Origin of the sequence: Curtobacterium flaccumfaciens UCD-AKU, from assembly GCF_000349565.1 — a bacterium.
Lineage (GTDB): Bacteria > Actinomycetota > Actinomycetes > Actinomycetales > Microbacteriaceae > Curtobacterium > Curtobacterium poinsettiae.
In genome coordinates this window covers 87977-113467 of sequence record NZ_KB714607.1, presented here as the reverse complement: position 1 = coordinate 113467, position 25491 = coordinate 87977, and the positions used below count along the sequence as shown (strand labels likewise).

Annotated in this window: 20 protein-coding genes; 9 read left to right on the top strand and 11 right to left on the bottom strand. The window is 71.6% G+C overall.

Annotated elements, in window-relative coordinates:
- Window positions 1–25: 25 nt before the first annotated feature.
- Window positions 26–3436, top strand: coding sequence for an error-prone DNA polymerase (locus H489_RS22710; protein WP_017885964.1), 3411 nt, complete (start codon window positions 26–28; stop codon window positions 3434–3436).
- An 81-nt stretch (window positions 3437–3517) separates the two neighbouring features.
- Here H489_RS22710 and H489_RS22705 read toward each other — a convergent pair whose 3' ends face one another.
- Both H489_RS22705 and H489_RS22700 read right to left on the bottom strand, forming a co-directional pair.
- Window positions 3518–5029: a sensor histidine kinase gene (locus H489_RS22705; RefSeq protein WP_017885963.1), complete on the bottom strand. Its 1512-nt coding sequence runs from the start codon at window positions 5027–5029 to the stop codon at window positions 3518–3520.
- Window positions 5026–5703 carry a response regulator transcription factor gene (locus H489_RS22700; RefSeq protein WP_017885962.1) on the bottom strand — a complete coding sequence of 226 codons (678 nt, stop codon included), beginning with the start codon at window positions 5701–5703 and terminating at the stop codon, window positions 5026–5028. Before H489_RS22700 ends, H489_RS22705 begins: the two co-directional genes overlap by 4 nt.
- A 170-nt stretch (window positions 5704–5873) precedes the next feature.
- Here H489_RS22700 and H489_RS22695 point away from each other — a divergent pair, with 170 nt between their 5' ends.
- The gene (locus H489_RS22695) at window positions 5874–6206 is read left to right on the top strand and encodes a hypothetical protein (RefSeq protein ID WP_156155313.1); all 333 of its coding nucleotides are present in this window, start codon (window positions 5874–5876) and stop codon (window positions 6204–6206) included.
- A 66-nt stretch (window positions 6207–6272) separates the two neighbouring features.
- On the opposite strand, the gene H489_RS22690 is transcribed toward H489_RS22695, so the two are convergent.
- A complete protein-coding gene (locus tag H489_RS22690; protein WP_081612192.1) occupies window positions 6273–7367 on the bottom strand; it encodes an FUSC family protein in 1095 nt (364 codons plus the stop codon).
- An 80-nt stretch (window positions 7368–7447) separates the two neighbouring features.
- On the opposite strand from H489_RS22690, the gene H489_RS22685 reads away from it, so the two are divergent.
- Together H489_RS22685 and H489_RS22680 are read left to right on the top strand one after the other, a co-directional pair.
- Window positions 7448–8692 (top strand): phosphotransferase enzyme family protein, encoded by a 1245-nt coding sequence (locus H489_RS22685; RefSeq protein WP_017885959.1) that lies wholly within the window; start codon window positions 7448–7450, stop codon window positions 8690–8692.
- Window positions 8693–9223: 531 nt separating this feature from the next.
- Window positions 9224–11350: a DEAD/DEAH box helicase gene (locus H489_RS22680; RefSeq protein ID WP_031259215.1), complete on the top strand. Its 2127-nt coding sequence runs from the start codon at window positions 9224–9226 to the stop codon at window positions 11348–11350.
- Between the two features lie 101 nt (window positions 11351–11451).
- Here the strand turns inward: H489_RS22680 and H489_RS22675 are convergent, their stop codons facing one another.
- Window positions 11452–11724 (bottom strand): glutaredoxin domain-containing protein, encoded by a 273-nt coding sequence (locus tag H489_RS22675; protein WP_017885957.1) that lies wholly within the window; start codon window positions 11722–11724, stop codon window positions 11452–11454.
- A gap of 58 nt (window positions 11725–11782) precedes the next feature.
- On the opposite strand from H489_RS22675, the gene H489_RS22670 reads away from it, so the two are divergent.
- Window positions 11783–13312, top strand: a complete 1530-nt coding sequence (locus H489_RS22670) for a CYTH domain-containing protein (protein ID WP_017885956.1) — start codon at window positions 11783–11785, stop codon at window positions 13310–13312.
- A 105-nt stretch (window positions 13313–13417) separates the two neighbouring features.
- On the opposite strand, the gene H489_RS22665 is transcribed toward H489_RS22670, so the two are convergent.
- Together H489_RS22665 and H489_RS22660 are read right to left on the bottom strand one after the other, a co-directional pair.
- Window positions 13418–15589 carry a S9 family peptidase gene (locus H489_RS22665; protein WP_017885955.1) on the bottom strand — a complete coding sequence of 724 codons (2172 nt, stop codon included), beginning with the start codon at window positions 15587–15589 and terminating at the stop codon, window positions 13418–13420.
- Between the two features lie 29 nt (window positions 15590–15618).
- Window positions 15619–16728 (bottom strand): Fic family protein, encoded by a 1110-nt coding sequence (locus H489_RS22660; protein WP_017885954.1) that lies wholly within the window; start codon window positions 16726–16728, stop codon window positions 15619–15621.
- Between the two features lie 227 nt (window positions 16729–16955).
- On the opposite strand from H489_RS22660, the gene H489_RS22655 reads away from it, so the two are divergent.
- A complete protein-coding gene (locus tag H489_RS22655; RefSeq protein WP_017885953.1) occupies window positions 16956–18155 on the top strand; it encodes an amidohydrolase in 1200 nt (399 codons plus the stop codon).
- 219 nt (window positions 18156–18374) lie between these two features.
- Here the strand turns inward: H489_RS22655 and H489_RS22650 are convergent, their stop codons facing one another.
- Window positions 18375–19265, bottom strand: coding sequence for an aminodeoxychorismate lyase (locus H489_RS22650; RefSeq protein WP_017885952.1), 891 nt, complete (start codon window positions 19263–19265; stop codon window positions 18375–18377).
- A gap of 19 nt (window positions 19266–19284) precedes the next feature.
- The gene (locus H489_RS22645) at window positions 19285–19635 is read right to left on the bottom strand and encodes a tryptophan synthase subunit alpha (protein WP_027464736.1); all 351 of its coding nucleotides are present in this window, start codon (window positions 19633–19635) and stop codon (window positions 19285–19287) included.
- Between the two features lie 64 nt (window positions 19636–19699).
- Between H489_RS22645 and H489_RS22640 the strand changes: the two genes are divergently transcribed.
- The gene (locus H489_RS22640; protein WP_167578282.1) at window positions 19700–20209 is read left to right on the top strand and encodes an 8-oxo-dGTP diphosphatase; all 510 of its coding nucleotides are present in this window, start codon (window positions 19700–19702) and stop codon (window positions 20207–20209) included.
- A 52-nt stretch (window positions 20210–20261) separates the two neighbouring features.
- On the opposite strand, the gene H489_RS22635 is transcribed toward H489_RS22640, so the two are convergent.
- Genes H489_RS22635 through H489_RS22630 form a run of 3 tightly spaced genes read right to left on the bottom strand, consistent with a single transcriptional unit; the run spans window position 20262 to window position 23789 of the window.
- A complete protein-coding gene (locus tag H489_RS22635) occupies window positions 20262–20549 on the bottom strand; it encodes a hypothetical protein (protein ID WP_017885949.1) in 288 nt (95 codons plus the stop codon).
- Between the two features lie 17 nt (window positions 20550–20566).
- A complete protein-coding gene (locus H489_RS0118310) occupies window positions 20567–22048 on the bottom strand; it encodes an ABC transporter permease (protein WP_051067356.1) in 1482 nt (493 codons plus the stop codon).
- 52 nt (window positions 22049–22100) lie between these two features.
- Complete coding sequence (locus H489_RS22630; protein WP_017885948.1) at window positions 22101–23789, bottom strand: cation:proton antiporter; 1689 nt, start codon at window positions 23787–23789, stop codon at window positions 22101–22103.
- A 115-nt stretch (window positions 23790–23904) separates the two neighbouring features.
- Here H489_RS22630 and H489_RS22625 point away from each other — a divergent pair, with 115 nt between their 5' ends.
- Window positions 23905–25161, top strand: a complete 1257-nt coding sequence (locus H489_RS22625) for an inorganic phosphate transporter (RefSeq protein WP_040418878.1) — start codon at window positions 23905–23907, stop codon at window positions 25159–25161.
- The gene (locus tag H489_RS22620; protein ID WP_017885946.1) at window positions 25161–25457 is read left to right on the top strand and encodes a hypothetical protein; all 297 of its coding nucleotides are present in this window, start codon (window positions 25161–25163) and stop codon (window positions 25455–25457) included. The genes H489_RS22625 and H489_RS22620 overlap by 1 nt, the downstream gene beginning before the upstream one ends.
- The last annotated feature ends 34 nt before the right edge of the window (window positions 25458–25491 follow it).

Sequence of the window (25491 nt, the reverse complement as noted above, 5' to 3'; positions counted from 1 at the left end):
CCACCACCAACAGGAGCGTGTCCTGATGGGCTACAGCAACCCACCCGTCCCGTGGTCGCAGTTCGAGCGCGCGCTGTCCGACAAACGGAGCCCGGGCACCGCGCACGACGGCGACGGCGGCGACAGCCCGGCGTGGTCGCGGAAGCGCGAGCCGTACGTCCCGTCGCCGATCGACACCGACGGCGGCCCGGTCGTGCCGTACGCCGAATTGCACGCGCACTCGGCCTTCAGCTTCCTCGACGGCGCCAGTCAGCCCGAGCACCTGTTCGAAGAAGCCGCCCGGCTCCGGCTGCACGCCCTCGCGCTCACCGACCACGACGGCTTCTACGGGGCAGCCCGGATGGCCGAGGTCGCCGAGTCCTACCCGCAGGTGGGCACCGTCTTCGGCACCGAGCTGTCCCTGGGGCTGACCGAACCGCAGAACGGTGTGCCCGACCCCGAGGGCTCGCACCTGCTCCTGCTCGCCGACGGGCAGGACGGCTACCACCGCTTGGCCGGCGCGGTCACGAGCGCGCACCTGGCCGCCGGATCCGAGAAGGGCAGCCCGCAGTACGACCTCGACGACCTCGCCGCACGCGCGGACGGCCACTGGCGTGTCCTGACCGGGTGCCGGAAGGGCACCGTGCGGCAGGCCCTCGAGCAGGGTGGGGAATCCGCCGCCGACACCGCGCTCCGGGTGCTGCTCGACCGGTTCGGCAGCCGCAACGTCGTGGTGGAGCTGCTCGACCACGGCGACCCGCTCGACAGCGCCCGCAACGACGCCCTGGCCGCCCTGGCCACGAAGCACGCACTGCCCCTGGTCGCCACCGGCAACGTGCACTACGCCACCCCGGACCGGTTCCCGGTGGCCACCGCGCTCGCGGCGGTCCGTGCTCGCCGCAGCCTCGACGAGATCGACGGCTGGCTGCCCGCAGCCGACACCGCCCACCTGCGCTCCGGCGCCGAGATGGCCAGACGGTTCGGGCGCTACCCCGGCGCGGTCGAACGGACCGTGGAGCTCGCCGACGAACTCGGGTTCCGGCTGAAGACGGTCAAGCCCGGGCTGCCCGACCTCGACGTCCCGGATGGACACACCGCGATGTCGTGGCTGCGCGAACTCACCTGGACCGGTGCCCGGCGGTTCTACCCGGGCAGCGCCGACGGCGTCGAGCCCCGCAAGCGGGAGCGCATCGAACGCGAGCTGTCCGTGATCGAGGAGAAGAACTTCCCCGGGTACTTCCTGATCGTGCGCGACATGGTGCAGTACGCCCGCGGCCGGGGCATCCTCTGTCAGGGGCGGGGTTCGGCGGCGAACTCGGCGGTCTGCTACCTGCTCGAGATCACCGCGGTGGACTCGATCCGCTACGGGCTGCCGTTCGAGCGGTTCCTGTCGGCGATGCGCGACGAGGAGCCCGACATCGACGTCGACTTCGACTCGGACCGCCGCGAAGAGGTGATCCAGTACGTCTACGCCAAGTACGGCCGGCACAACGCCGCCCAGGTCGCGAACGTGATCACCTACCGGCCCAAGGGCGCGGTGCGCGACATGGCGAAGGCGCTCGGCCACAGCCCCGGACAGCAGGACGCATGGTCGAAGCAGGTCGAACGGTGGGGTTCGGTGACCGAGAGCCAGGACCACGACATCCCACCGGCGGTCGTCGGACTCGCGAGCGACGTCCTCGGGTTCCCGCGGCACCTCGGCATCCACTCCGGCGGCATGGTGCTGACCGACCGCCCGGTGGGCGAGGTCGTGCCGATCGAACACGCCCGGATGGACGGCCGCACCGTGCTCCAGTGGGACAAGGACGACTGCGCCTACATGGGGCTCGTGAAGTTCGACATGCTCGGGCTCGGCATGCTCGCCGCGTTGCAGTACTCGTTCGACCTGGCGGCAGAGCACTGCGGTGAGCGCTGGGAGATGCACTCCATCCCGAAGGAGGAACAGGGCGTCTACGACCAGCTCTGCCGCGCGGACACGATCGGGGTGTTCCAGGTGGAGTCCCGCGCGCAGATGGGCACCCTGCCCCGACTGCTCCCACGGCGGTTCTACGACCTGGTGATCGAGGTCGCACTCGTCCGCCCCGGGCCGATCCAGGGCGGCGCAGTGCACCCGTACATCCGACGGCGCACCGGCGAGGAACCGATCACCTACATGCACCCGGCGCTCGAACCCGTGCTCGAACGCACCCTCGGGGTCCCGCTGTTCCAGGAACAACTCATGCAGATGGCGATCGCGGTCGGCAACTGCTCCGGGGACGACGCCGACCTGCTGCGGCGGGCGATGGGGTCGAAGCGCGGACACGAGAAGATCGACCGGCTGCGGGACAAGCTCTACGCGGGGATGGCGGACAACGGCATCCACGGCGCCGACGCCGACGCGATCTACGCGAAGATCCAGGCCTTCGCGAACTTCGGCTTCGCGGAGAGCCACTCGATCAGCTTCGCCCTCATCGTCTACGCGAGCGCGTGGATGCGGCTGCACTACCCGGGGGCGTTCCTGGCAGCGCTGCTCCGGGCGCAGCCGATGGGGTTCTACTCACCGCAGACCCTGGTCGCCGACGCCCGGCGGCACGGTGTCCGCGTGCTGCGACCGGACATCCTGCGGTCCGGGGTGGACGCCACGCTCGAACCGCTGCCGGACGGGGACGCCCCGGTCGGTGCCGACGCCTGCCTGGCCGCCGAGCAGCCCCCGGTGCTGCCCTTCGACAAGGCGCTCCCCGACGACACCGCGAGCCACCGTCGCGACGGTGCCTTCGCCGTGCGGCTCGGGCTCGCCGAGGTCGCGTCGCTCAGCCGGAAGAGCGCCGAGAAGATCGTCGCCGAGCGGGACGCCAACGGCCCCTTCCGCGACATGTCGGACCTGGCCCGCCGGGTCGGACTCACGACGCCGCAGCTCGAGGCCCTCGCTGCCGCCGACGCCTTCGCCCCGTTCGACATCGACCGCCGCGGTGCGATGTGGTCGGCTGCGCAGGCCGCGGCCGAGCGTCCGGACCAGCTGCCGGACACGCAGGTGTTCGTGCAGCCGCCGTTGTTCGGTCAGATGACGAGCGGGGACGTGCTCATCGCGGACATGTGGTCGACGGGCATGACGACCGACGACCACCCCGTCCGGCACGTGCGCGACCGGCTCGCAGCCCGCCGGGTGCTCAGCGTGCAGGACACCGCGACCGCCGAGACCGGACGACGGGTCGAGGTCGGCGGGATCGTGACGCACCGGCAGCGTCCGGCGACCGCGTCCGGCATCACGTTCCTGAACGTCGAGGACGAGACCGGGCTGGTCAACGTCATCTGCAGCGTCGGGGTGTGGGGGCGCTACCGCCGGGTGGCGCGGGAGTCCCCGGCGGTGATCGTCCGGGGCATCCTCGAGCGGTCACCCGACGGCGTGGTCAACCTGGTGGCGGACCGCATCGAGCACCTGTCGCTGTCCGTCCGCACCCGGTCGCGCGACTTCCAGTGAGCGGTCCTGCGCCGGTGATCGGTCGTGCTCGGGTGAGCGGTCCTGCTCGGGTGAGCGGTACTGCTGGGTGAGCGGTCGAGCTCAGCGCACCTCGGGCAGGGTGATCGTGACCTCGAGCCCACCGGCGGGCACGTTGCGGAGCGACGCCGTGCCCCCGGCGCGTTCCGCCACCGCGCGGACGATCGCGAGTCCCAGACCGGAGCCGCCCGGCAGGGCGCCGGCGCCCGTGGAGGGGTCGGGGTTCGGGCGGGACGTCCGTGCCTCGTCCGGACGCGTGAACCGGTCGAAGGCCACGGGGATGAACGACTCGGGTACACCGGGGCCGTCGTCGGTGATCTGCAGCACGCCCTGGCCGCCGGTGCTCCGCCAGGACACGAAGATGCCGCCACCGCGGGGGAGTGCGGCCACGGCGTTGCCCGCGATGTTCGTGACGAGCTGGGCCATCCCACCCGTGTCGATCCGGTAGCGCGGTTCCACGGTGCCGCCGCCGATGCCCGGGCCGGACCCGCCGACGGCGACCGGCGGCTCCAGGTCGAAGTCGACGGTGACGTCCTTCGCCGACGCGATGAGCCGGACGCGGTCGACCGCTGCCATCACCTCGTCGCCGAGGTCCGACCAGGCGGTCTCCGGCCGTCGGTCGCCGTCCTGTTCACGTTGCTCAGACTCCTCGATCCGCGACAGTGCGAGCAGGTCGTTGGCGAGCCGGGACAACCGCGCGACGCTGTGCTTGGCGCGTTCGATGTGGGCGGCGAGGGCGGCGGCGTCGTTGCCGTCGAGCGAGGCGAGGTCGAGCTGGGTCGTCAGGATGGCCAGGGGCGTCCGGAGCTCGTGGCTGGCGTCCGACACCATCTGGCGTTCACGCTCGGTCGCCTGCCGGGTCCGGGCCAGGAAGGCGTTGAGCGTCGTCGCCAGGGATGCCAGCTCGTCCCGGGCGGGGCCCACCGGCAGTTCGGCGCGCTCCGGGGCGACGGAGAGCCGTTCGGCCTCGCGGCGCATCCGGTTCACCGGACGCAACGCGGTGGTCGCGAGCACCCAGGACGCCACGCCGAAGGCGAGCAGGATCGCCAGGCCGGTCAACGACAGGGTCGTCGTGAGGTCGTCGACGACGATGGCCTCGGCCTGCGAGTTACGGGCGGCGACGACCGTCCACCGGCCGGCCTCGTTGACGGGGTGCTCCACGACGACGCGGTACTCCGAGCCGGATGCCGTGATGATCGAGGTGCCGGCAGGGGTGGACCGCAGACTGCCGAGCGCCTGCTCGACGCGGTCCGGCATCGTCGAGAGCACGATCTCGCCGGACGGGGACACGACGGCGACGAGCTGCGCGTTGCCCGGTGACGACAGGTCGGGGTCGCTGTCGACCTCGAGCGTGGCGACGTAGGGGTCGGCATCGGCGTCGAGCAGCGTGCGGGTCGCACTCGCGACGACGCTCACCACCTGGAACCGCATCACCAGGACGAGCAGCAGGATCACGATCGCCGCGATCGCCGTCGAACCGATCGTGATCCGGGCACGCAGCGACAGCAGACGCAGCGGCCGGATCGGACCACCGCGTCGGTGGTCCGATCGTGGGGCGTCGTCGGCCCCGCTCACGCCCCGAGCAGATCCAGGCGGTACCCGCGACCGCGGACCGTGGCGATGGCGACGGTGGCCTCGTGCGCGGTGAGCTTCTTGCGGAGGTACGAGATGTACTGCTCGACCACGTTCGGGTCGACGTGCTGCGAACCGTCCCAGACCTCTTCGAGGATCTTCGGGCGGTCGACGACACTGCCGGCGGACCGGGCGAGCAGGCGGAGCAGGGCGAACTCCGTGGGGCTCACGGCGACGCGCTGGCCCTTGATCGAGATGCGGCGTGCCTCGGAGTCGATGGAGACGTCGCCGACCTCGATCGTGCGGGGAGCCCCGGCGGACTCACGACGGCCGAGCGCACGCAGCCGAGCGGTGAGCTCGGCGAAGGCGAAGGGCTTGGTGAGGTAGTCGTCCGCACCGGCGTCGAGCCCGAACACACGGTCGTCCACGGCGTCGCGCGCCGTCACGAGCAGGATCCGCACGGGGTCCTCGCGCTCACGGATCCGCCGGGCGAGCTCGAAGCCGGACATGCCGGGCATCATCACGTCCACGACCGCAAGGTCGAACGCCTGCTCGCCGAGCGCGATGAGCGCCTCGACACCGTTCTCGACCGCCGTCACGCGGTACCCCTCGGCCGCGAGTCCGCGCTCCATCAGGGCCCGCATCTCGTCGTCGTCCTCGACCACCAACAGCCGCATAGTGGACCTCCTCGGACCCATCGTGGCATCGAACCGTCGCCGAGGGCCGTTCTCAGGCCGAACTCGCTGAATCTCGTCACAGGACAGGGCGGAACGGTCTGTCCCACGTTCTAGGGACGTGAGCGTCGCTTGCTTCGTTGCTAGGCTCCGGCAGCGGACAGCGCGACCCGATGCGCCGCCCGCACTGGGGGATCATGAACGACTCGATCGACCACCCGGCAATCGTGCGCCTGCGCGCCGAACTGGACGCCGCGTGGAAGGGGATCGGCACGCTCGCACAGCTGGAGGACGTACCGCGCGACCGCGTGGTCGCAGAGCTGCGGACGGCGGTGCCGGACGTGGCGAGCCGTGCCGCACGCGAGGTCGGCATCGAGGCCGTCGTCGCCGAGATCAACCGGTACGCCGACACCGGGGTCCCCGGTGCGACCGACGTCGTGCCGACCGAGGTGATCTGGTCCGACGTGGTGCGGACGGCGTCGGAGGCGGCCTGCGCGGCACGCTGAGGTGGACCCGGCACAACGTCTGCGCGGCACGCTGAGTAGACCCGGCACCGCGCAAACGCGACGCGCCTAGTCGTCCTCGCCGAGCAGTTCCCCGCGCACCCGTCGGATGTCCTCGAGCAGCGCCCCGATGAGCACCCAGTGCCGGGAGTTCGGACGCACCACCTCGAGCGGCGCGGTGAGTGCCGGCTCCGAGGCCTCCGCCCACGGCTCGGCGTCCGGTCCGAGCGCAGCAGCGTCCGCCCCACCGGCCCCGGGTGCCGGGTCGAGCCGCGTCGACTCGACCCGCGCACTGAGCGCCCGCACGTCCGCCCCGATCCGCGCCACCTCGGTCGCGATGCCGTGCACCACCGGATCGTCCCGCACGTCCGGGGCGGTGTTGTCGCGGATCGCCCGGGTCATGCCGGTGACCCGGGTCACCAGGATGCGCAGGTGGTCGGTGACCACCACGTCGCGGTCGAGGATCGTCCGGTGCCGGCCGCTGCGCGGGTTCATCGTCAGGGACTCGCGGGCCGCCCCCAGGGACGCCTCGGCCTTGGCATGCTGCTGCCGGAGGGCCCGGGCCGCGACGAGGGCCTCGTCCCAGCGTGCGCGGTCCCACCCCTCGGTCAGGCCGATCGCGATCCGCTCGAACGCCACCGCGGTGTCGCGGGCGAGCCGGGCGACGGCGAGGTGCGCCGGCTCGAGCAGGACGGGCGGCACGATGAGCGCGTTCACGACCAGGGCGACGATCGCACCGATCACGGTCTCGAGGATCCGGTCGGCGGAGTAGTTCGGCGTCACGACCCCGGCGGTGAGCACGAGCATCCCGCTGATCCCCACCTGGGTGGCCGACGTCGGGGTGAGCCGGAGCGCCCACGCGATCAGGATCGCGAGCACGATGACGAGCAGCACCACGAACACGCCGTCGCCGAGCAGCAGGTGGAACCCGGTGGCCAGCACGACGCCGATGACGACGCCCGCGCTCCGCTCGAGCCCCTTCACGAACGACTGGTTGATGCTCGGCTGCACCACGAGCAGGGCCGCGATGGCCGCGAAGGTGGGGAACGGCCCCTGGATCACCAGACGGCAGAGGAGCACGGCGGCCACCACCGCGACGGCGGTCTTCACGACCTGCAGGAACGGCGTGCGACTGGAGCTGCGGAGACGCGCGACCGGGTTCACACCGACCACGGTAGCCACCGGCCGCGCGCCGAGCCGTGCACGAACGCGACGAAACCCGTGCGACGCGGTTGACTGATGTCGTGTGGCCCAACCATGAGCGCGTCATCCCGCAGGCCTTCGCCGGCTCCGGGACCTCCGTGGTGGCCGCGCGGGCGCACTCCGTCGAACCGTCGGGCAACGGCTACCTGTACGGCTACGAGGTCGACACACTGGACCGCAACGGCCAACGCGCCACGGTCCTGACCTACGTCGACACCGGCGGCACCCACGACCAGAACAGCGCCATCGTCACGGACCCGGCGACGGGCGAACCGGTGTCGGTCTGGGCGTACCCGAACGACCCAGGCCTGCCGGTGCTGCCGCAGGTCACCTACCGCGACGCCGTCGCCGAGCTGCTGACCACCCTCGGCATGCCCGTCACCGACCCGGTGCTCACCGTCGCCGCGTACCGGCCCGGCAAACGTGCGGTGGTGCGCGTCGACGCCCCCGAGCGCACCCTGTTCCTGAAGATCGTCCGTCCGCACCGGGTCGCGCCGATCGTGCAGTCGCACGAGCAGTTCGTCGCGGCCGGCCTGCCGGTGCCGCGCGTGCTGTCCAGTCGTGGTGACGGCCTGCTCGTGCTCGAGCGCATCCGCGGCGTGCCGGCCGGCAGCCGCATCCTCGACATCGCCGACGACCCGCGCTTCGTGGCGTCGCTCGCGGCGTTGAGCGGCCGCGTCGCCACCGTGCCGATGACCCAGCAGGCCCGTGCCGACGCGATGGACCACGCCGACTGGCACCGTCGCACGCTCATCGCCGCCCTGCCGCGCGACGCCGAGGAGATCGACCGCCTGTACGACGCCATCGGCCGCCGTTCCATCGGTTGGTCGAGCTCGACCAAGCAGGTCGTGCACGGCGACCTGCACCTGGAGCAGGTGTTCGTCGACGAGGACGAGCCGTGGCGCATCTCGGGCCTGCTCGACATCGACACCGCGGGCTGGGGGTTCCCGGTCCGTGACGTCGGAGCCGTCGTCGCCCACCTCGTGGTGACCGGGCTGTGGCACCGGTCCCGAGGCGACGCGGAGCGCGGCGCCGCCGCCGAGCGCCTCGCCGACGCGATCGCCCGCGACTGGGTCGCGCGCAACCCGCGCGAGACCGACCGCATCGGGCCCGCCATCGGCGCGCAGCTGCTCGCCCACGCCGGCGGCCAGGCGACCACCGGTTCCGCCAACGGGATCCAGACTGCCCAGCAGCTCCTCGCAGCGACGCAGGCCGCCCTGGCGGACGCGGCCCCGAGCCTCCCGACCGGCGCGTCGACCCGCCCGCGGTCCGCACCGCAGGCCTGACGGCTCGCGGCCCCGTCGCCAAAGCGACAGATCTGCGTGGAAGGTTGGCGGGAACTGTCGCTTTCGCGGGGTGGTCGGCGTGGGGGCCCGGGATCGGACGGGAGGCGCGGGTCGGGCCCGCAACGGGCCTCCCGTCCGCCGTCGCGACGCGCGCGGGCAACGCGGCGGTCGCCTCCGTCGGTGGTCCGGGAGTAAACTGAGCGCGCACGCACCGTGTTCCCGCGTGCCGCGTCGATTCCGGACGCAGCCGTCGATCACTTGATCGACGCGGGGACCGGGCCGTGAGCGCCCCGAGGGGGCACCACGTGCGTGTGACGACGCCGGATCCCGGCGCGGACCGTCCGAACCTGCTCCCGGCAGGTGCTCGTGTGGAACGGCTCGCGGGAGTCCACCGGACGTCCCGATGCGGGGACCGGCGATGCGGTGGGCCACGGTGGCCCGCGGCCGAACCGGAGCCGCGCCAGGCCCCGGTGCAGGACTTCCCGCCCCACGGGCGGATCGCCCCGACGTGTGGGCGGAACAGGAGGAGCGTTGGCTCGATCAGGCACCCGGCGTGCTGCCGGCGGGACGCGGACCGCGTCACGTCGCACCAGGCCGCTGGACAACGACGGCGTCATCCCCGTCCTCGCCCGCGCTGTGCGCGAGGTCGAGGCCGCGGCGCAGCGCGGACCACTCAAGGCGTCGAACCGGACGAAGTTCCAGGCGGTCGCCCTGCTGATGCGCGAAGAGCGCGCGCGGGTGAAGGCCGACACGGAGCTCACCGACGCGCAGCGCGCCGAACAGCTCAAGCGGCTCGACGGCGTGGCCACGATCCTGGCGAAGACGGCGGCGCGGGACACCAGCGTCATCCAGCTCCTCGCCGAAGAGGTGCAGGTGCCCGAGGCGACGCGTGCGGTCAAGCGCGACATGATGATCGCCGGTGGCGTCGAGCTGCAGCCGGAGGACCTCGTCATCGCGTCCGAGCCCGCCGCGGTGGTCGAGACCCCGGTGCGTGCCGTCGTGCCGCAGTCCGTCGTCCAGCGCCAGCTCGCGAACCCGTTCATGCCTCCGGACTTCGCCCTCGCCGACCAGCCCGTCGCGCACCCGCGCCGCCTGGCGAACTGGGAACTGTTCGGACCGCTGTTCAAGTCGTTCGAGTACGGCGCGGGCGGGGGAGCGGCGACGATGCCGCTGCCGGAGCCCCCGACGCTGCACTCGCGCTCGGGCACCACGCTCATGAAGCACCAGGCGGAGCTCATCACCGCCGCAGCGCAGGGGCACCGTACCTTCCTGCTCGCCGACGAGCCCGGCCTCGGCAAGACCGCGCAGTCGCTGCTCGCCGCCGACGCCGCGAACGCGTTCCCGCTGCTCGTCGTCGTGCCGAACGTCGTCAAGACGAACTGGGCACGTGAGGCCGAGCGCTGGGTGCCGAACCGCCGCGCCACGGTGATCCACGGGGACGGCAACGACCTCGACGGGTTCGCCGACATCGTCATCGTGAACTACGAGATCCTCGACCGGCACGCCGGGTGGCTCGGCAACTTCGGGTTCAAGGGGATGGTCGTCGACGAGGCGCACTTCATCAAGAACAAGGACTCGCAGCGCGCCCGGTTCGTGCTGCAGATCGCCGAGCGCATCCGGCAGCGCACCGCCACCCCGCTGCTCATGGCGCTGACCGGTACCCCGCTCATCAACTCGGTCGAGGACTTCCGCACCATCTGGGAGTACCTCGGCTGGATCGACGACAAGAAGCCGCGCGCCAAGCTCATGAACGAGCTCGAGGAGATCGGCCTGACCCCGGCCGACCCCGGGTTCTTCGTCGAGGCCCGCCGCGCCGTCATCGACCAGGGCATCGTCCGACGCCGCAAGGTCGACGTCGCCGCGGACATCCCCGCACGCCGGATCGCCGACATCCCCGTCGAGCTCGACGGCGACGAGGGCCGCTCCATCCGCGACGCCGAGCGCGAGCTCACCGCGAAGCTGGTCCGCCGGTACCACCAGGCCCTCGACGCCCGCACCGGGAAGGACCCGGTCGTCGGCATCGACCACAAGCTGGTCCGCCAGGTCGCGCGCTGGGAGCTCGAGGACCAGGACGCCTCGTCGACCGGCGAGAACGTGTTCTCGATGGTCCGCCGCATCGGCCGGGCCAAGGCCCAGCTCGCGGCCGACTACGCCGCGCAGCTCGCCTCGAACGTCGGCAAGGTCGTGTTCTTCGCGAAGCACCTCGACGTGATGGACCAGGCGGAAGAGGTGTTCGCCCGTCGTGGGCTGCGCACCGCCACGATCCGCGGCGACCAGACCCCCACGCAGCGCACGGCCGAGATCGACTCGTTCGTGAACGACCCCGACGTCGCCGTCATCGTCTGCTCGCTGACCGCGGCCGGCGTCGGCCTGAACCTGCAGGTGTCGTCGAACGTCGTGCTCGCCGAGCTGTCGTGGACGAGCGCCGAGCAGACCCAGGCGATCGACCGCGTGCACCGCATCGGACAGGAAGAGCCCGTCACCGCGTGGCGCATCATCGCCGCGCAGACGATCGACACCAAGATCGCCGAGCTCATCGACTCGAAGGCGTCCCTGGCCGCCCGTGCGCTCGACGGTTCGGACGAAGCGGTCGTCGACTCCGGCGACATCCAGCTCGACGCGATGGCCGCGCTGCTGACCGAGGCGCTCGGCGGCTAGCGCAGGCGCGTCCGGACAGCAAAACACCGGTGTTCGGACTCTGAACCGCGTCATGCGCGTGTTCGGAGCGTGAACACCGGTGTCTTGCGAGGGCGACCTGCTCAGATGCGGGACTGCACCTCGGCCAGGGACGGGTTCGTCGCCGTCGTCCCGTCGGGGAACACCAGCGTCGGCACCGTCTGGTTGCCGCCGTTGACCTCGGCGACGAGTTCCGCGGTACCGGGGGTCTGCTCGATGTCGACCTCGATGAAGGGGACCCCGGCCTTGGACATCTGGTTCTTCAGCCGGGCGCAGTAGCCGCACCACGTGGTGGTGAACATCGTGACGCCGCCGGCTTCGGGCGTGAACTGCTCGCGGGTGATCGTGTCGCTCATCCCTGCAGGCTAACCCCGGGTGCGGGGAATCCGCGCAGTGCCTGGTAGACAAGACCGTGTGAGCCACACGCACCTCGAGATCGAGCGCACCTACGACCTGCCCGAGGGCGGTGCCCTCCCCGACCTCGTCGGCGCGGGCGGCATCCTCCGCACCGAGCACCAGGAGCCGTTCGAACTGGACGCGACCTACTGGGACACCGAGCGGTACGACCTGGTGGCCGCGCGGGTGACGGTCCGCCGTCGCACCGGTGGCCCCGACGCCGGTTGGCACATCAAGCGCTCCGAGTCGGACACGGTCCGCCACGAGCAGCAGTTCCCCCTGACCGACGACGCCGACACGGTGCCCGACGAGGTCCTCGCCGCACTCTTCACCGAGCGTCGCGGCCGCGGGCTGCGTCCGGTCGTCCGGATCACCACCACCCGGACCGTCACTCGACTGCTCGACGAGGACGGCGACCAGATCGCCGAGCTCGCCGACGACCAGGTCACCGCCCAGCGCCTCGACGACGACGCCCCGGAGACCCCGCGCACCTGGCGTGAGGTCGAGGTCGAGACCGTCGACGGCGTCGACCCGCAGATCGCCCACGAGCTGTTCGCGGCCCTCGACGGACGCTTCGCGGCCGTCGGCGCCGGCCCCGCCGCAGTCGCGTCCAAGCTGGCACGCGGGCTGGCAGGAGCACCGGCACCGCGCCTCCAGACCGAGGAGAAGCCGGCCAAGGGCACGACCGCACGCATCCTGGCGAAGCGGGTGCGCAAGCTGCGCATCGCGCTGCTCGGCCAGGAGGCCCGGCTCCGCTCCGGCGACACGGCCGACCTCCGGCAAGCGGCCGACACCACCCTCGAGATCGCCGCGATCCTGGGCGCCTACCGCCCGGCGTTCCCCGACGGCGAGGCCGTCGACCGCGCCGCCGAGGCGGCGGACGGCCTGGCGGGCGTCACCGCGCGTGCGGCGCTGGCCGAGTACCTGATCGACCGGCTGCCGCGGGCGTCGTCGCCGGCGCAGGACGACCTGGTCGACGCGTTGACCCGTGAGCGGATCCTGGCCTCGACCCGTGAGCGTCGCGACCAGGCGGTGCGGGACGTCGTCGCGTTCCTGCACGGCGAGCCGTTCCTCGAGCTGCTCGACGCCCTCGACGACGCAGCCGAGCGTCCCCTGCCGACCGCGTGGTCGCTCCGCTCGCCGAAGCAGGTCGCCCAGGACGTCGGCGCCGACGTGAAGCCGCGCGTGCGCGAGCTCGTCCGGGCCGCCGTCGCCGACGACACCTCGGACACCGCCGCCGAGCGGGAGGCCGCCGACCGGAGCACCACCGAGGCCGCGTGGCAGGAGACGATGCGGGCCCGGATGGCGATGGACGTGCTCGGCGACGACGCGTTCCCGCACGCGCTGTGGAAGCGGATCGGTACCGCCGCCGACGTGCTGACGGAGCGGGTGCGGTCGCTGCACGCCCTCGACATCCTGCGGGCGAACGCGGCGATCGCGGAGCGTGGCGGTGAGGGCACGTTCGGGTACGGGGTGCTCGCGGGGGACCGGGTGCGCCTGGCCGAGGAGTCCTACGACGAGGCGGTGCACGCGCTCAACCGCGTGTGAGCGGAGTGCGCGCGTTGCGTGCGCCGCTGTTCGCTTGGTGAGCAGAAGAGGTCGGGTCCCGCGTTCGGACCCGACCTCTTCTGCTCACGAAGTGCGCGGCGCTGCTCAGCCCGCGGCGATCGGGGTGGCGGTCGCCGCGGCGGGCGTCTCGTCGGCGAGCCCGAGCACGTCGAGCAGCCAGGCGAGTTCGAACGCCCGCTCCTTCCACGACGCGTACCGACCGCTGACACCACCGTGGCCGGCGGACATCTCGGTCTTCAGCAGCACCGGCGCGCCGACCTCGCGGAGCTTCGCGGTCCACTTCGCGGGCTCGACGTAGAGCACGCGGGTGTCGTTGATCGAGGTCACGGCGAGGATCTGCGGGTACTGGACGTCGTCGCGGACGTTCTCGTACGGCGTGTACTCGCTCATGTAGCGGTAGACCTCGGCGTCGTGCAGCGGGTCGCCCCACTCGTCCCACTCGATGACGGTGAGGGGCAGGTCCGGGTCGAGGATGCTCGTCAGCGCGTCGACGAACGGCACGGCCGCCAAAATGCCGGCGAACCGTTCGGGTGCGAGGTTCGCGACGGCGCCCATCAGGAGCCCACCCGCACTGCCGCCCTCGGCCACGAGCCGGTCGGCGCTCGTCCGGCCGGACTCGATCAGGTGCTCGGCGACCGCGACGAAGTCGGTGAAGGTGTTCTTCTTCGTCAGGGTCTTGCCGTTCTCGTACCAGTGCCGGCCGAGTTCACCGCCACCACGGACGTGAGCCACCGCGAAGACGACACCGCGGTCGAGCATCGACAGGCGCATGACGCTGAAGCCGGGGTCGATCGAGTGTTCGTACGAGCCGTAGCCGTACAGGTGCAGCGGCGACGGCGAGTCCTGGTCGACGGCGTCACGGCGCCAGACGAGCGAGATCGGCACGCGGGTGCCGTCGGCCGCGGTGGCCCAGTCGCGTTCCTGCACGTAGTCGGCCGGGTCGTAGCCACCGAGCACGGGCTGGCGCTTCAGGACGGTGACATCGCCGGTGGCCAGGTCGAGGTCGCTGACCTCGGAGGGGGTGACGAACGACGTGTACCCGATGCGGAGTGTCGGCTGCTCCCACTCCGGGTTGCCGCCGAGCCCCGCGGAGAACAGGGCTTCGTCGAAGGGGACCTCGTGCGCGTCGCCGTAGCCGTCGCCCTCGATCGGGATGATCGCGACGCGGGGGAGCGCCTCGGACCGGTACTCCAGCGCGAGGTGCCCGGCGAAGGCGTCGACCGACTCGATGCGGCGCTCGGTGTGGTGTGCCACGACGACGCGGCGGTCACGCTCGGACGTCGGGTCGTCGGCGGGGACGTCGACGAGCTCGAAGTTCTCGGCGCCGTCGTTGTGCAGCACCAGGAACCGGTCGCTGCCGCCGACGATGGCGTGCTCGATCTCGTACTCGACGCCCTCGCGGCGGGGCCAGACGACCTGGAACTCACCGGTCGGGTCCGCAGCATCGAGGACGTGCGCCTCGGACGTGATCTTCGAGCCGAGCTCGATGACGATGTACTGCGACGAGCGGGTGACGCCGACGCCGACCCAGTAGCGGTCGTCGGGTTCCTCGAACACCAGGACGTCCTCGGACGCCGCGGTGCCGACCGTGTGCCGCCAGATCTTGTCCGGACGCCAGGACTCGTCGACCGTGGGGTAGAAGACGTAGCGGCCCGCCGGGTCGAACGTGGCGCCGGCCCCGGTGTTCGGGATGGCGTCGCCGAGGTCGGTCCCCGAAGCCAGGTCGCGCACGTGCAGGGTGTACCGCTCGTCGCCCTCGACGTCGATGCCGTACACCAGGCGGGTGCCGTCGTCGCTGATGTCGTAGGTGCCGAGGGAGAAGAACTCGTGGCCGTCGGCCAGGGCGTTGCCGTCCAGCACCACCTGCTCACCGGGCAGGGTCGACTCGCCCTCGACCACGGCGGGCGGCGTCCAGTCGTCCGGGCCGGCGACGGGCACGCGGCAGTGCACGCCGTACTGGCTGCCCTCGGCGGTGCGGGTGAAGTACCACCAGTCGCCCATGCGCACCGGCACCGAGAGGTCGGTCTCCTGCACGCGGCTCTTCACCTCGGCGAAGATGCGGTCCCGCAGCGGCGCGAGGTGCGCGGTCGCGGCGTCGGTGTGGGCGTTCTCGGCTTCGAGGTACGCCAGGGTGTCGGGGGATTCCTTGTCCCGCAGCCACTCGTAGTCGTCGACGAAGTCGATGCCGTGGTGGGTCCGTGTCACGGGCCGCTTGGCGGCGCTGGGCGGGGTGGATGCGGTGTGCTCGTTGCTCACCGTCCCACCCTATTCGCCCGCACCCCCGGTCAGGCCGCGGTCCGCTCGTGGCCGCCCACAGCGGCGTGCACCCGCTGCTCGAACGCCTCGAGCTCGGCGACCACGGCGGGTGCCACCCAGGCGCGGTCACGGCGGCGACGGGTGACCGGACGGAGCACGCCCGCCAGCACCAGGTCGAGCGTGACGCGCTCGACCTGGTCGGCGGTGAGCAGGGTTCCCAGGTGCGCTTCGGTCAGGACGGGTTCGTCGGCGAGCGCACGGCCGACGACGGCGTGCGGGCCCGTGGCGCAGGGACCGGCGGACCGGTCGGCGTCGTGCTCGGCGAGCAGCAGGGCGCCGAGCGTCGCCTCGTCGCACACCGTCCCGATCGCCAGGGCCAGATCGGCCACGAACCCGGTGACCTGGCCGTCGCGGTACCGCTCCAGGTGCCGGAAGTACCGCCGTCGGTCCGCCGCGAGTGCGGTGGCCACGGGTGCGGTCACCGTCGTCGTGACCCCGCGGCGCCGCAGCACGGCACCGATCAGCGCCCGCCCGATCCGACCGTTGCCGTCGGTGAAGGGGTGGATCGACTCGAACTGCGCGTGCGCGATGGCCGCCTGGGCGATCGGGTGCAGGTCCACACGGTGCACGAACGCGAGCAGGTCGGCCATCAGCGGTGCCACGAGCTCCGGCGGCGGTGGGACGTACCGGGCGTCGCGGGGTGTGGCGCCGCCACCGATCCAGTTCTGCACGTCGCGGTACCGGCCTGCGGACCGTCCGTCGACCGGGTCGTCGCGCATCAGCAGACGGTGCGCCTCGAGCAGGGACGACTCCGTGACGATGCCCGAGTCCGCCGCGGAGACCAGGTGCTCGACGGCGCCGCCGGCCCGGACCACCGCGGTGGCACCCGGGTTCGCCCGGATGCCGACGAGCGCGCGCGCCAGGTCGTCGATCGAGGCGGGCTCGTCCTCGATCCGCGACGACGCCACGGCTTCGGTCCGGCCGAGCACGGACCCGAGCGGTGCGAGCCGGGAGCCGTGGTGGACGTCGAGGGTGCGCAGGGCCGTGGCGCTCCGGTCGAGCAGTGCGACGGTGTCGTCGTCGGGTGTCCACCGAGCCCTGGCGATGGACGGGGGCACCGACACCCGCACGGTGGTCACCAGCCGGTCGTCACGGCACCCGCGGACTGCGCTGCGCCAGGGTCGTTCGGCCCTGTGGTGCGTGGGCCAGGTCTCGCTCCGGTGTGCCATCCCGCGACGGTAGGGCCGCCGGGACGTCCGGCGCCAGGAATCGGTATTTCGCCCGCGCGCCGCCGCCCGCCCGTCCGCCGCCCGCGCGCCGCCGCCCGCACGACCCCGCCCGCACGCCCCCGCGTACCGTTGGTGCCATGAGCAACTCCTTCGCGATCACCGGTGCCCACGTCGTCCCCGTCTCCGCCCCCGCCTTCGACGGCGGCGCGGTCATCGTCGAGGACGGCCGGATCACCGCGGTCGGGCCCGACGTCACCCCGCCCGACGGCATGACGGTCATCGACGCCGCGGGTTCGTGGCTCGTCCCCGGGTTCGTCGAGGCGCACGGCCACGTCGGCATCCACGAAGAAGCCAACGGCGAGGCCGGCAACGACACGAACGAGATGACCGCCCCGAACATGGCGGGCGTCCGCGCGATCGACGCGATCGACATCGACGACGAGGGCTTCCGGGACGCGCTCGCCGGCGGGATCACGAGCATCGTCGTCAAGCCCGGCTCGGGCAACCCGATCGGCGGCCAGAGCGTCGCCATCAAGACCTGGGGCGGCCGGACGATCGACGAGCAGCTCATCTCCGACTCGGTGAGCGTGAAGAGCGCCCTCGGCGAGAACCCGAAGCGGGTCTACGGCGGCAAGGGCCAGACCCCCTCCACCCGGCTCGGTGTCGCCAAGATCATCCGTGACGCCTTCGTCGACGCGCAGAACTACAAGGCCGCCCGCGACGCCGCAGCCGCGAAGGACGAGCCGTTCGCCCGCGACCTGACGAAGGAGACGCTCGTCCGGGTGCTCGACGGCGAACTCGTCTGGGACCAGCACACCCACCGCCACGACGACATCGCCACCGCCATCCGCCTGTCCGAGGAGTTCGGCTACCGGCTCGTCGTGAACCACGGCACCGAGGCGCACAAGATCGCCGACGTGCTCGCCGCGAAGGACATCCCGGTCATCTACGGCCCGCTCTTCACCAGCCGTTCGAAGGTCGAACTCCGCGACCGCGGCATCCCGAACCTCGCCACCATCGCGGCGGCCGGGGTCCGGGTCGCCATCACGACGGACGCGCCGGTCGTGCCGATCAACATGCTCGTCGACCAGGCGACCGCCGCCGTGAAGGAGGGCCTGCCCGCCCAGACCGCACTCGAGGCGCTCACGGTCAACCCGGCCGAGTTCCTGGGCTTCGGCGACCGTGTCGGTCGCCTGGCCGAGGGCTACGACGCCGACCTCGTGCTCTGGGACGGCGACCCGCTCGACGCGACCAGCCGCGCGACGCGCGTCTGGATCGACGGCGAGACCGTGTTCGCGTGGGCCGACGGGGCCGGCGTCACCACGCCGCGCTGGTAGCGGCCACGAGACGCCGGCGTCTCGCGTGACGCGGTGGGCTCAGCCACAGGCGGACGGGAGGCCCGTGGCGAGCCCGCCACGGGCCTCCCGTCCGTCAGGTGTCCGGTCGCGAGTCGCCGTCGTTTCGGCACGACGCCGTCACACCCGCGAGACACCGCCCAATTCCGCGGCGTCTCGCGGACACGACGGCGTCTTCCGGGTCGAGCGGTCAGACCGTGCTCAGACCTCGCGCGCCAGCAGGAAGTCGTTGATGCGCGTCGTCAGGTCCGCGTCGATCGCGCGGGCGTCGCCGTTCACCGAACGGATCGGCGCCGCCTGCCGCACGCTCGACACGAGCCAGAGCGCGTCCGCGGCTGCCAGATCGGCGAGGGTGACGAGTTCGTAGGCGGTCTCGACGCCCTCCTGCTCAGCGAAGCGGAACACGTCGGCCTGCGTCGTGCCCGCCAGGATCCCGATGTCGGTGCGGGGCGTGACCAGCCGGTCGCCGACCTTCATGATCAGGTTCGCGCGCGTGCCCTCGAGCACGTAGCCGTCGCTCGAGACGAACAGGGCGTCGTCGGCGCCGCGGCGGACCGCCTCGCGCAGGGCAGCCATGTTGACGCCGTACGACAGCGTCTTCGCGCCCTGCAGCAGCCACGGCGAGGTGCGCTCGACGTCGTGCCGGTAGCCGCGGTCCAGGACGACGACGGAGATCCCCTCGGTGCGGGCGGCCGTGGAGTCGCCAGACGGCGCGGCGTAGACCCAGCCGGTCGGACGGTCGGTGCCCTCGACGCCGCGGGTCAGGACGGTCTTGGCGAAGGCCTCCCGTACCGGGTCGAGGCGCGCGCAGACGGCCTCGATGGCCTGGCGCCACGCCTCGGGGTCGGGGGCGGGCAGGTCGAGCATCGCGGCGGAGCGACCGAAGCGGGCGAGGTGCGCCTCGAGGGCCTGGGGTCGGCCGTCGATCACCGTGATGGTCTCGAACACGCCGTCACCGCGGGTGACGCCGAGGTCCTGCACCTGGACGTGCTCCTCGAGCGGCTTCGCCCACGTGAAGGCGTCGGCCGCGGGGTCGTGCGGCGCGGCGTCGCGGGAGGGCTGGTTGAGGACGGCGAGCACGGTTTCGGTCATGCGTCCATCCAACCGCAGCTCAGCCCGCTTCGGGCAGGGCGCCGAGCAGCTTCCACACGGCGGGCGTCAGCTCGGGGTGCTGCAGCGCGATCCGGCGCAGCCGGTGGTACTCCTCACCCAGCCGGGTGCCCTGCCCGGACGCCGGATGGCTCGACCACTGTGCGTGCCGCTTGCCGATCGCCTCGTCCAGGTCGACGGCGTCCGCGCGCAGGATCAGCACGACCTGCTCGTCGACGGTGGGGAGCGTCGGCATGAACTCCCACGGGTCCTCGCCCTGACGGCTCCGGTGCTCGACGAGCATCGAGATCTCCTCAGCGGCCTCGGCGCGCAGCACTTCGAGGCTGCGCCCGGTCCTGCGGGGCTCAGCCATGGTGCCCCCGCAGCACGCCTGCCATGGGAAGAGCGTACGACACTCCATCGGTCACACTGGACGCGTGAGCCTTCGCGACGAGAGCAAGTCCCAGCATCCCCGGGTGGTGGTCGTGTACCTGCTGCGCGACGGCGAGGCAGGGCCCGAGGTGCTGCTGGGGGAAAAGCGCCGCGGCCTCGGCACCGGCCGTCTGGTCGGCCCCGGCGGCAAGCGCGAGTCCGGCGAGACGGCGGTCGAGACCGCCGTGCGCGAGGTGCGTGAAGAGGTCGGCCTGCGGCTCGACGCGGTCGACCTGGAGGCCCGTGGCACGTTGGACTACCGGTTCCCGTACCGACCGTCCTGGTCCCAGGTCTCGGACGTCTTCGTCTGCCGCCGCTGGCAGGGAGACCCGTCGGGCTCGGACGAACTGGAGCCGCGGTGGATCCCGGTCGACGCCGTGCCCTACGACGCGATGTGGGACGACGCCCGGTACTGGTTGCCGGGGGTGCTCGCTGGCGGCAACGTCCGGGCGCGGTTCACGTTCGCCGAGGACGACGCGACGGTGTCCGGGTTCACCGGGACGGGTGTGGCCTAGTTCTTCCGCTGGGGCGGGTCTCGCTCAGGGCGTCTGCTGGGTGCGCGTGCCGCTAGCGCGTCTGCTGCGTGCGGGTGCTGCCGGTCCGGGCCTCTTCGGCGGCGGCCATGACGTCGGCGTCGCCGCTCCGGCCGCCCAGGGGTCGCACGAAGAAGTCGATGACACCGACGACGATCGCACCGATCATCGAGAACATCGCCCACCCGACGAACAGCCCGGCGGTGCCGCGCCCGTCGGCTGGGGCGAGCAGGACGCTCGCGGCGTAGAAGCCCAGCGTCAGCACGAGGAACACGACGACGACGCTGACGAGGACGCGGTGCCAGGTGATTCGGGGGTTCATGCCCCTCAGGATACGCGTCAGCGGTCGGCGTGCTTGCCGTGCGGAGCCGCCGCCAGTCGCGGCTCCTTCCGGTTCGCGGGGCGCTGCACGGCGATGCGACCGGTCGGGGTCGCGCCCGGTTCGAGGCCGTCGCGCGCGCCGGTGAAGACGTCGCCACCGGTGCGTTCGTCCTCCCAGTCGTCGTCCCGCAGCACGCTCAGGGTGCCGGTCTCGGTGGAGGTCAGCCCGTGGCGCTCCAGCTCGGCGTCGCGCTGCCCGCCGAGGAACTCGCGGTTGGCCGTGTTCGCGTCCTGGAACATCGTCGTGCGGCCGGTGACGATCGCGCGGATCCGTTTGCGCTCCCACCACTGCTTGCCGAAGTACATGAGCACGAGGCCGGCCGCCGCGTAGCACGCCATCGTGATCAGGCCTCGGGCCGGACCGGGGCCGACGCCGTAGACCTGGTGCTTGATCATGTCGACCATGCTCGAGCCGACCACGACGTTGTTGAGCCACGCGAACGGCTCGGGCATGAACCACTTCGGGTAGGCGCCGCCGGACGACGGCATGGACAGGAAGACGAAGCAGATCATCGCCGGGGCGGCGATGAAGCGGCCGACGAAGTAGCTCAGACCGTTCACCGCCAGGCCGATCGCCACGATCCAGCCCCAGGCGATGAGCACCAGCTGGATCCAGTGGCCGTGGATGGCACCGAGCACCGGGCCGGCGAGCGTGTTCGTGATGAGCGAGATGACCAGGCCGCCGACCGCGATGACCGTCATGCGGGTGCGGTGCCGGAGCGGGCCGCCCATGATGCCGATGAACATCGCGACCATGTAGCCGCCGATGCACCACGCGAGCATCACGTACATCGCCACGGTGCCGTACTCGTCCCACGCCGGCAGGGGCGCGAGCTCGGTCACCTTCGGGGTCGCGACGCCCAGGCCGGTGAGCACCGCGCTGAGGGTGGCCGGCACGAGGCTCGCGACCTGGAACTGGTGCGCGCTCGCCTTGAAGAACTCGTTCGCGGCCGGGTCGTACGCGACCGCCATCGAGCCGTCGACCACGTCGCGCTTCGCCTGGGCGAGCGAGTCGTAGGAGTGGAACACGAACTCGCCCGGCAACGCCCGCTGCACGGCCTGCACGAAGGACGGGTCGCTGCCGATCAGGGCGATCGGCACGTCGTGCGGGTGCGGGGCGTGGAACGCGAACACGTAGCACAGGCAGAACCCGACGATGAAGAACAGCGGCATCCACAGCTGCAGGCCGATGAGCTGGAGCGACGGGTGCAGTGTCGAGTACCAGCGGCGGTACGCGCTGTACTGCTGCGGGGCGGGGACGGGGGCCTGCCGCCGGGGTGCTGACCGGCTGGCGTGTCCCGCGACCTTGGCACCGCGACGCGGCTTCGTCCCCTGGGCGGACGGCCGGCTCCCGCGCGACTTCGGGGGCGTCGGACGCGAACCGCCGGGGCGCTCCGGTCCGTCGTCGTTCCTGGGGACGTCGTTCCGCGGCGTGCTCACTCGGCGCTCTGCTCCTGCTCTCGATCGGAGCGCCAGGATACGCCCGAGGTGCTCAGGAGCGACTGCGCGATGCCTGCGCCGAGTCCATCGCGAGCTCCTCGGCGTCGAGGGTCACGAGCACGCGGCGCATGACCTCCTCGTCGAGGTTCCCCTTCTCCCGCTCCTCGAGCACGATCTCGCGGCGGCGGTCGAGCAGCTCGCGCCGGATGTCCTGGATCTGCGAGCCGCGCAGGCGCAGTGCGACGTTCCGCTCCTCGTCCTCTTCTTCCTCGGCGTCCTGGCGGAAGGTCTCGGCCTGACGCTCCAGTCGTGCCTTCAGCCGGTTCACCACCGAGTCGACAGCGTCCGAGCCGTACTGCTTCGCCCACGCCGGACGGCGCTTCTCGAGCAGCTCGATCGCGGCCTCGGTGGTGCGCTGGTTGAGTCGCATCTCGCTGCGCACGTCCTCTTCGCCCTCGGCCGGGTCCTGCACCTTGAGCGCGCGGATGACGAAGGGCAATGTGAGTCCCTGCAACAGCAGGGTGCCGACGGTGACGAAGAAGGCGATGATGAAGATCGTGTCCTGCGCCGGGATCTGCGTCGGGCTCGCGACGACGGAGACCGCTGCCGCCAGGGTCACCACGCCACGCATGCCCGTCCACGAGATGACGGTGAGCTCCCGCCAGTTGAGCTTCGGCTCCGCGGAACCGCGCATCCACCGCAGTGAGGGGTGCCCGCGGGACAGCTTGATCCGCAGCGGCCGGAGCCACTTCCCGTTGAACCGGTTGCGCACGTACGACTCGAACACGAACAGCGGCCGCACCAGGATCACCACCGCGAGCACGACAGCCGCCGCGGTGAGCGTCTGCCCGAGGCTGCGCTCGCTCTCCACCAGGTCCTGCACGACGGTGTTGAGCTGCAGGCCGATGAGCGCGAACACGAAGCCCTCGAGGATGACGTCGATGCTCGTCCAGAGCGGTCGCTCCTGCAGGCGGGTGGCGTAGCCCTCCTTCGGTGAGTTGTAGCCGATGTACAGGCCGGCCGTGACGACCGCGATCACGCCGGAGCCGGACAGGTCCTCGGCGAGGATGTACGCGACGAACGGCAGCAGGATGCTCATGATCGTCTCGACCACGGGGTCGTTGATGCGCATCCGGATCCAGTGCACGACGACGCCGAGCACGATGCCGACGACCAGGCCGACGCCGATCGCGAGCCCGAAGATGCCGAGGTCCTGCCAGACCGTCAGCGACGTGCCGGCGATGATGAGCGTGAACACGCGCACCAGGGTCAGCGAGGCCGCGTCGTTGATGAGGCTCTCGCCGGACAGCACGGTCATGACACGCCGGGGGAGTCCGAGCTTCCGGCCGATCGCGGCGGCGGACACCGCGTCCGGCGGGGCGACGATCGCGCCGAGCAGGATCGCCGCAGGCAGCGTCATGTCCGGGATGAGCAGGTACGCCACCCCGCCGACGACCAGGGCCGTCACGATCACCAGGAAGATGCCGAGTCGTCGGATCTGCTTGATCGAGCCGCGGAAGCTCTGCCACGACACGTCGAGCGCGGCGGAGTAGAGCAGCGGCGGCAGGATCACCGTGAGGATGACCTCGGAGTCGATCTCCATCGGGGGCAGCCCGGGCAGGAACGACGCCGCCAGGGCGACCGCTGTGACGAGCAGGGGAGCGGGGAGCCCCTTGGCTCGAGCGAACCCGGTCACCGCGAGCGATCCGATCAACAGGATGAGGAGCTCAGCGGTGTCCATGGACCCATTCTTCCATCGGCATGGTTCCGAACCTGAACGAGTGTGAAGCGACGGTGAACAACAGGTTGCCGATCAGGTTTGCTCGAAGGGCCGACGCCTGGGACACTTGCCCGCGGTGGACATCACACTCATAGTCGTCCTGGTCATCGCGTTGGCCCTCTTCTTCGACTTCACAAACGGTTTTCACGACACCGCCAACGCGATGGCGACCCCGATCGCGACCGGCGCCATGAAGCCCAAGGTGGCGGTCACCGTCGCTGCGGTGCTCAACCTGGTCGGTGCGTTCCTCAGCACCGCCGTGGCGACGTCGATCTCGCACGGGCTGATCAACGAGGGCCCCGGTGGCGTCGCGATCAGCCCCGAGATGATCTTCGCGGGCCTGATCGGGGCAGTCGTCTGGAACATGATCACGTGGCTCCGCGGGCTGCCGTCGTCGTCGTCGCACGCGTTGTTCGGCGGGCTCATCGGTGCCGCGATCGTCGGTGCCGGGTTCCAGTCGGTCAACTACGTCGCGCTGCTGACGGTCGTGATCATCCCGGCGTTCGCCTCGCCCGTGATCGCGGCGCTCGTGTCGTTCCTGTCGACGCGCATCGCGTACCGGATCACCAAGCGGCCGGTGTTCCCGAACGAGCGCGGCGGGTTCCGGATCGGGCAGGTCTTCACCAGCTCGATGGTGTCCCTGGCACACGGCACCAACGACGCGCAGAAGACGATGGGCGTCATCACGCTGACCCTCATCGCCTCGGGCGCGCAGTCGTCCAACCAGGGCGTGCAGTTCTGGGTCGTCGTGGCCTGTGCCCTCGCCATCGCGCTCGGTACCTACACGGGTGGCTGGCGGATCATCCGCACGCTCGGCTCGGGCATCACCGAGATCCGGGCGACCCAGGGCTTCGCGGCCGAGGCCTCGACCGCGGCGACGATCCTCGCCTCCAGCCACCTCGGCTTCGCGCTGTCCACCACGCAGGTGTCCTCGGGTTCCATCATCGGTGCCGGTCTCGGCCGCCGGGGCTCGAAGATCCAGTGGTCGACCGCCGGCAAGATCGTCATCGCCTGGTTCATCACACTGCCTGCCGCTGCTGCGGTCGGTGCCGTCGCCTCCGGGATCGCCCGTCTCGGCGTCATCGGGCTCGTGATCGACGCCGTGGTCGGTGCCGCCGTCATCCTCGGCCTGTACCTCTGGTCGCTCCGCAAGCCGCACGAGCAGGCCTCGGCCATCGAGGTCGACGTCGCCGCGAACGCGGTCCTGACCCGCAAGGAGCTGCGCGACATGCAGCGCAAGAAGCGCGCCGACGCGGTCGCCGAGCGTCGCGCCGAACTGAGCCGCGAGCGGACGCTCCGTCGCATGGCGGCCCGCAAGGGAGGCCGTCGCTGATGGGCATCGACTGGTTCGCGTTCCTCACCGTGGCGCTCGTCGCCGTGGTCTCGTCGTGCTTCGTCGTCGCCGTGTACTCGGTCGGCCTCCGTCTCTGGAGCGCCGCCGACACCCGCGCCGGCAAGTTCACCGTGAAGGACGACGGCACGATCGGTCCGGCCACCGCGGGCTTCCCGAACCCGGCCGGCGCCTCGACGGCTACACGTGCACTCCGTGCCGCTGCCGTCGCGTGCTTCGTCGTGTGCGGCGCCGTCGTGCTCTACGGCATCTACCTCATCGTTCCGCAGTTCCACTGACGGGCGCGCTCACCGAGTGAGCAGAAGACGCCGG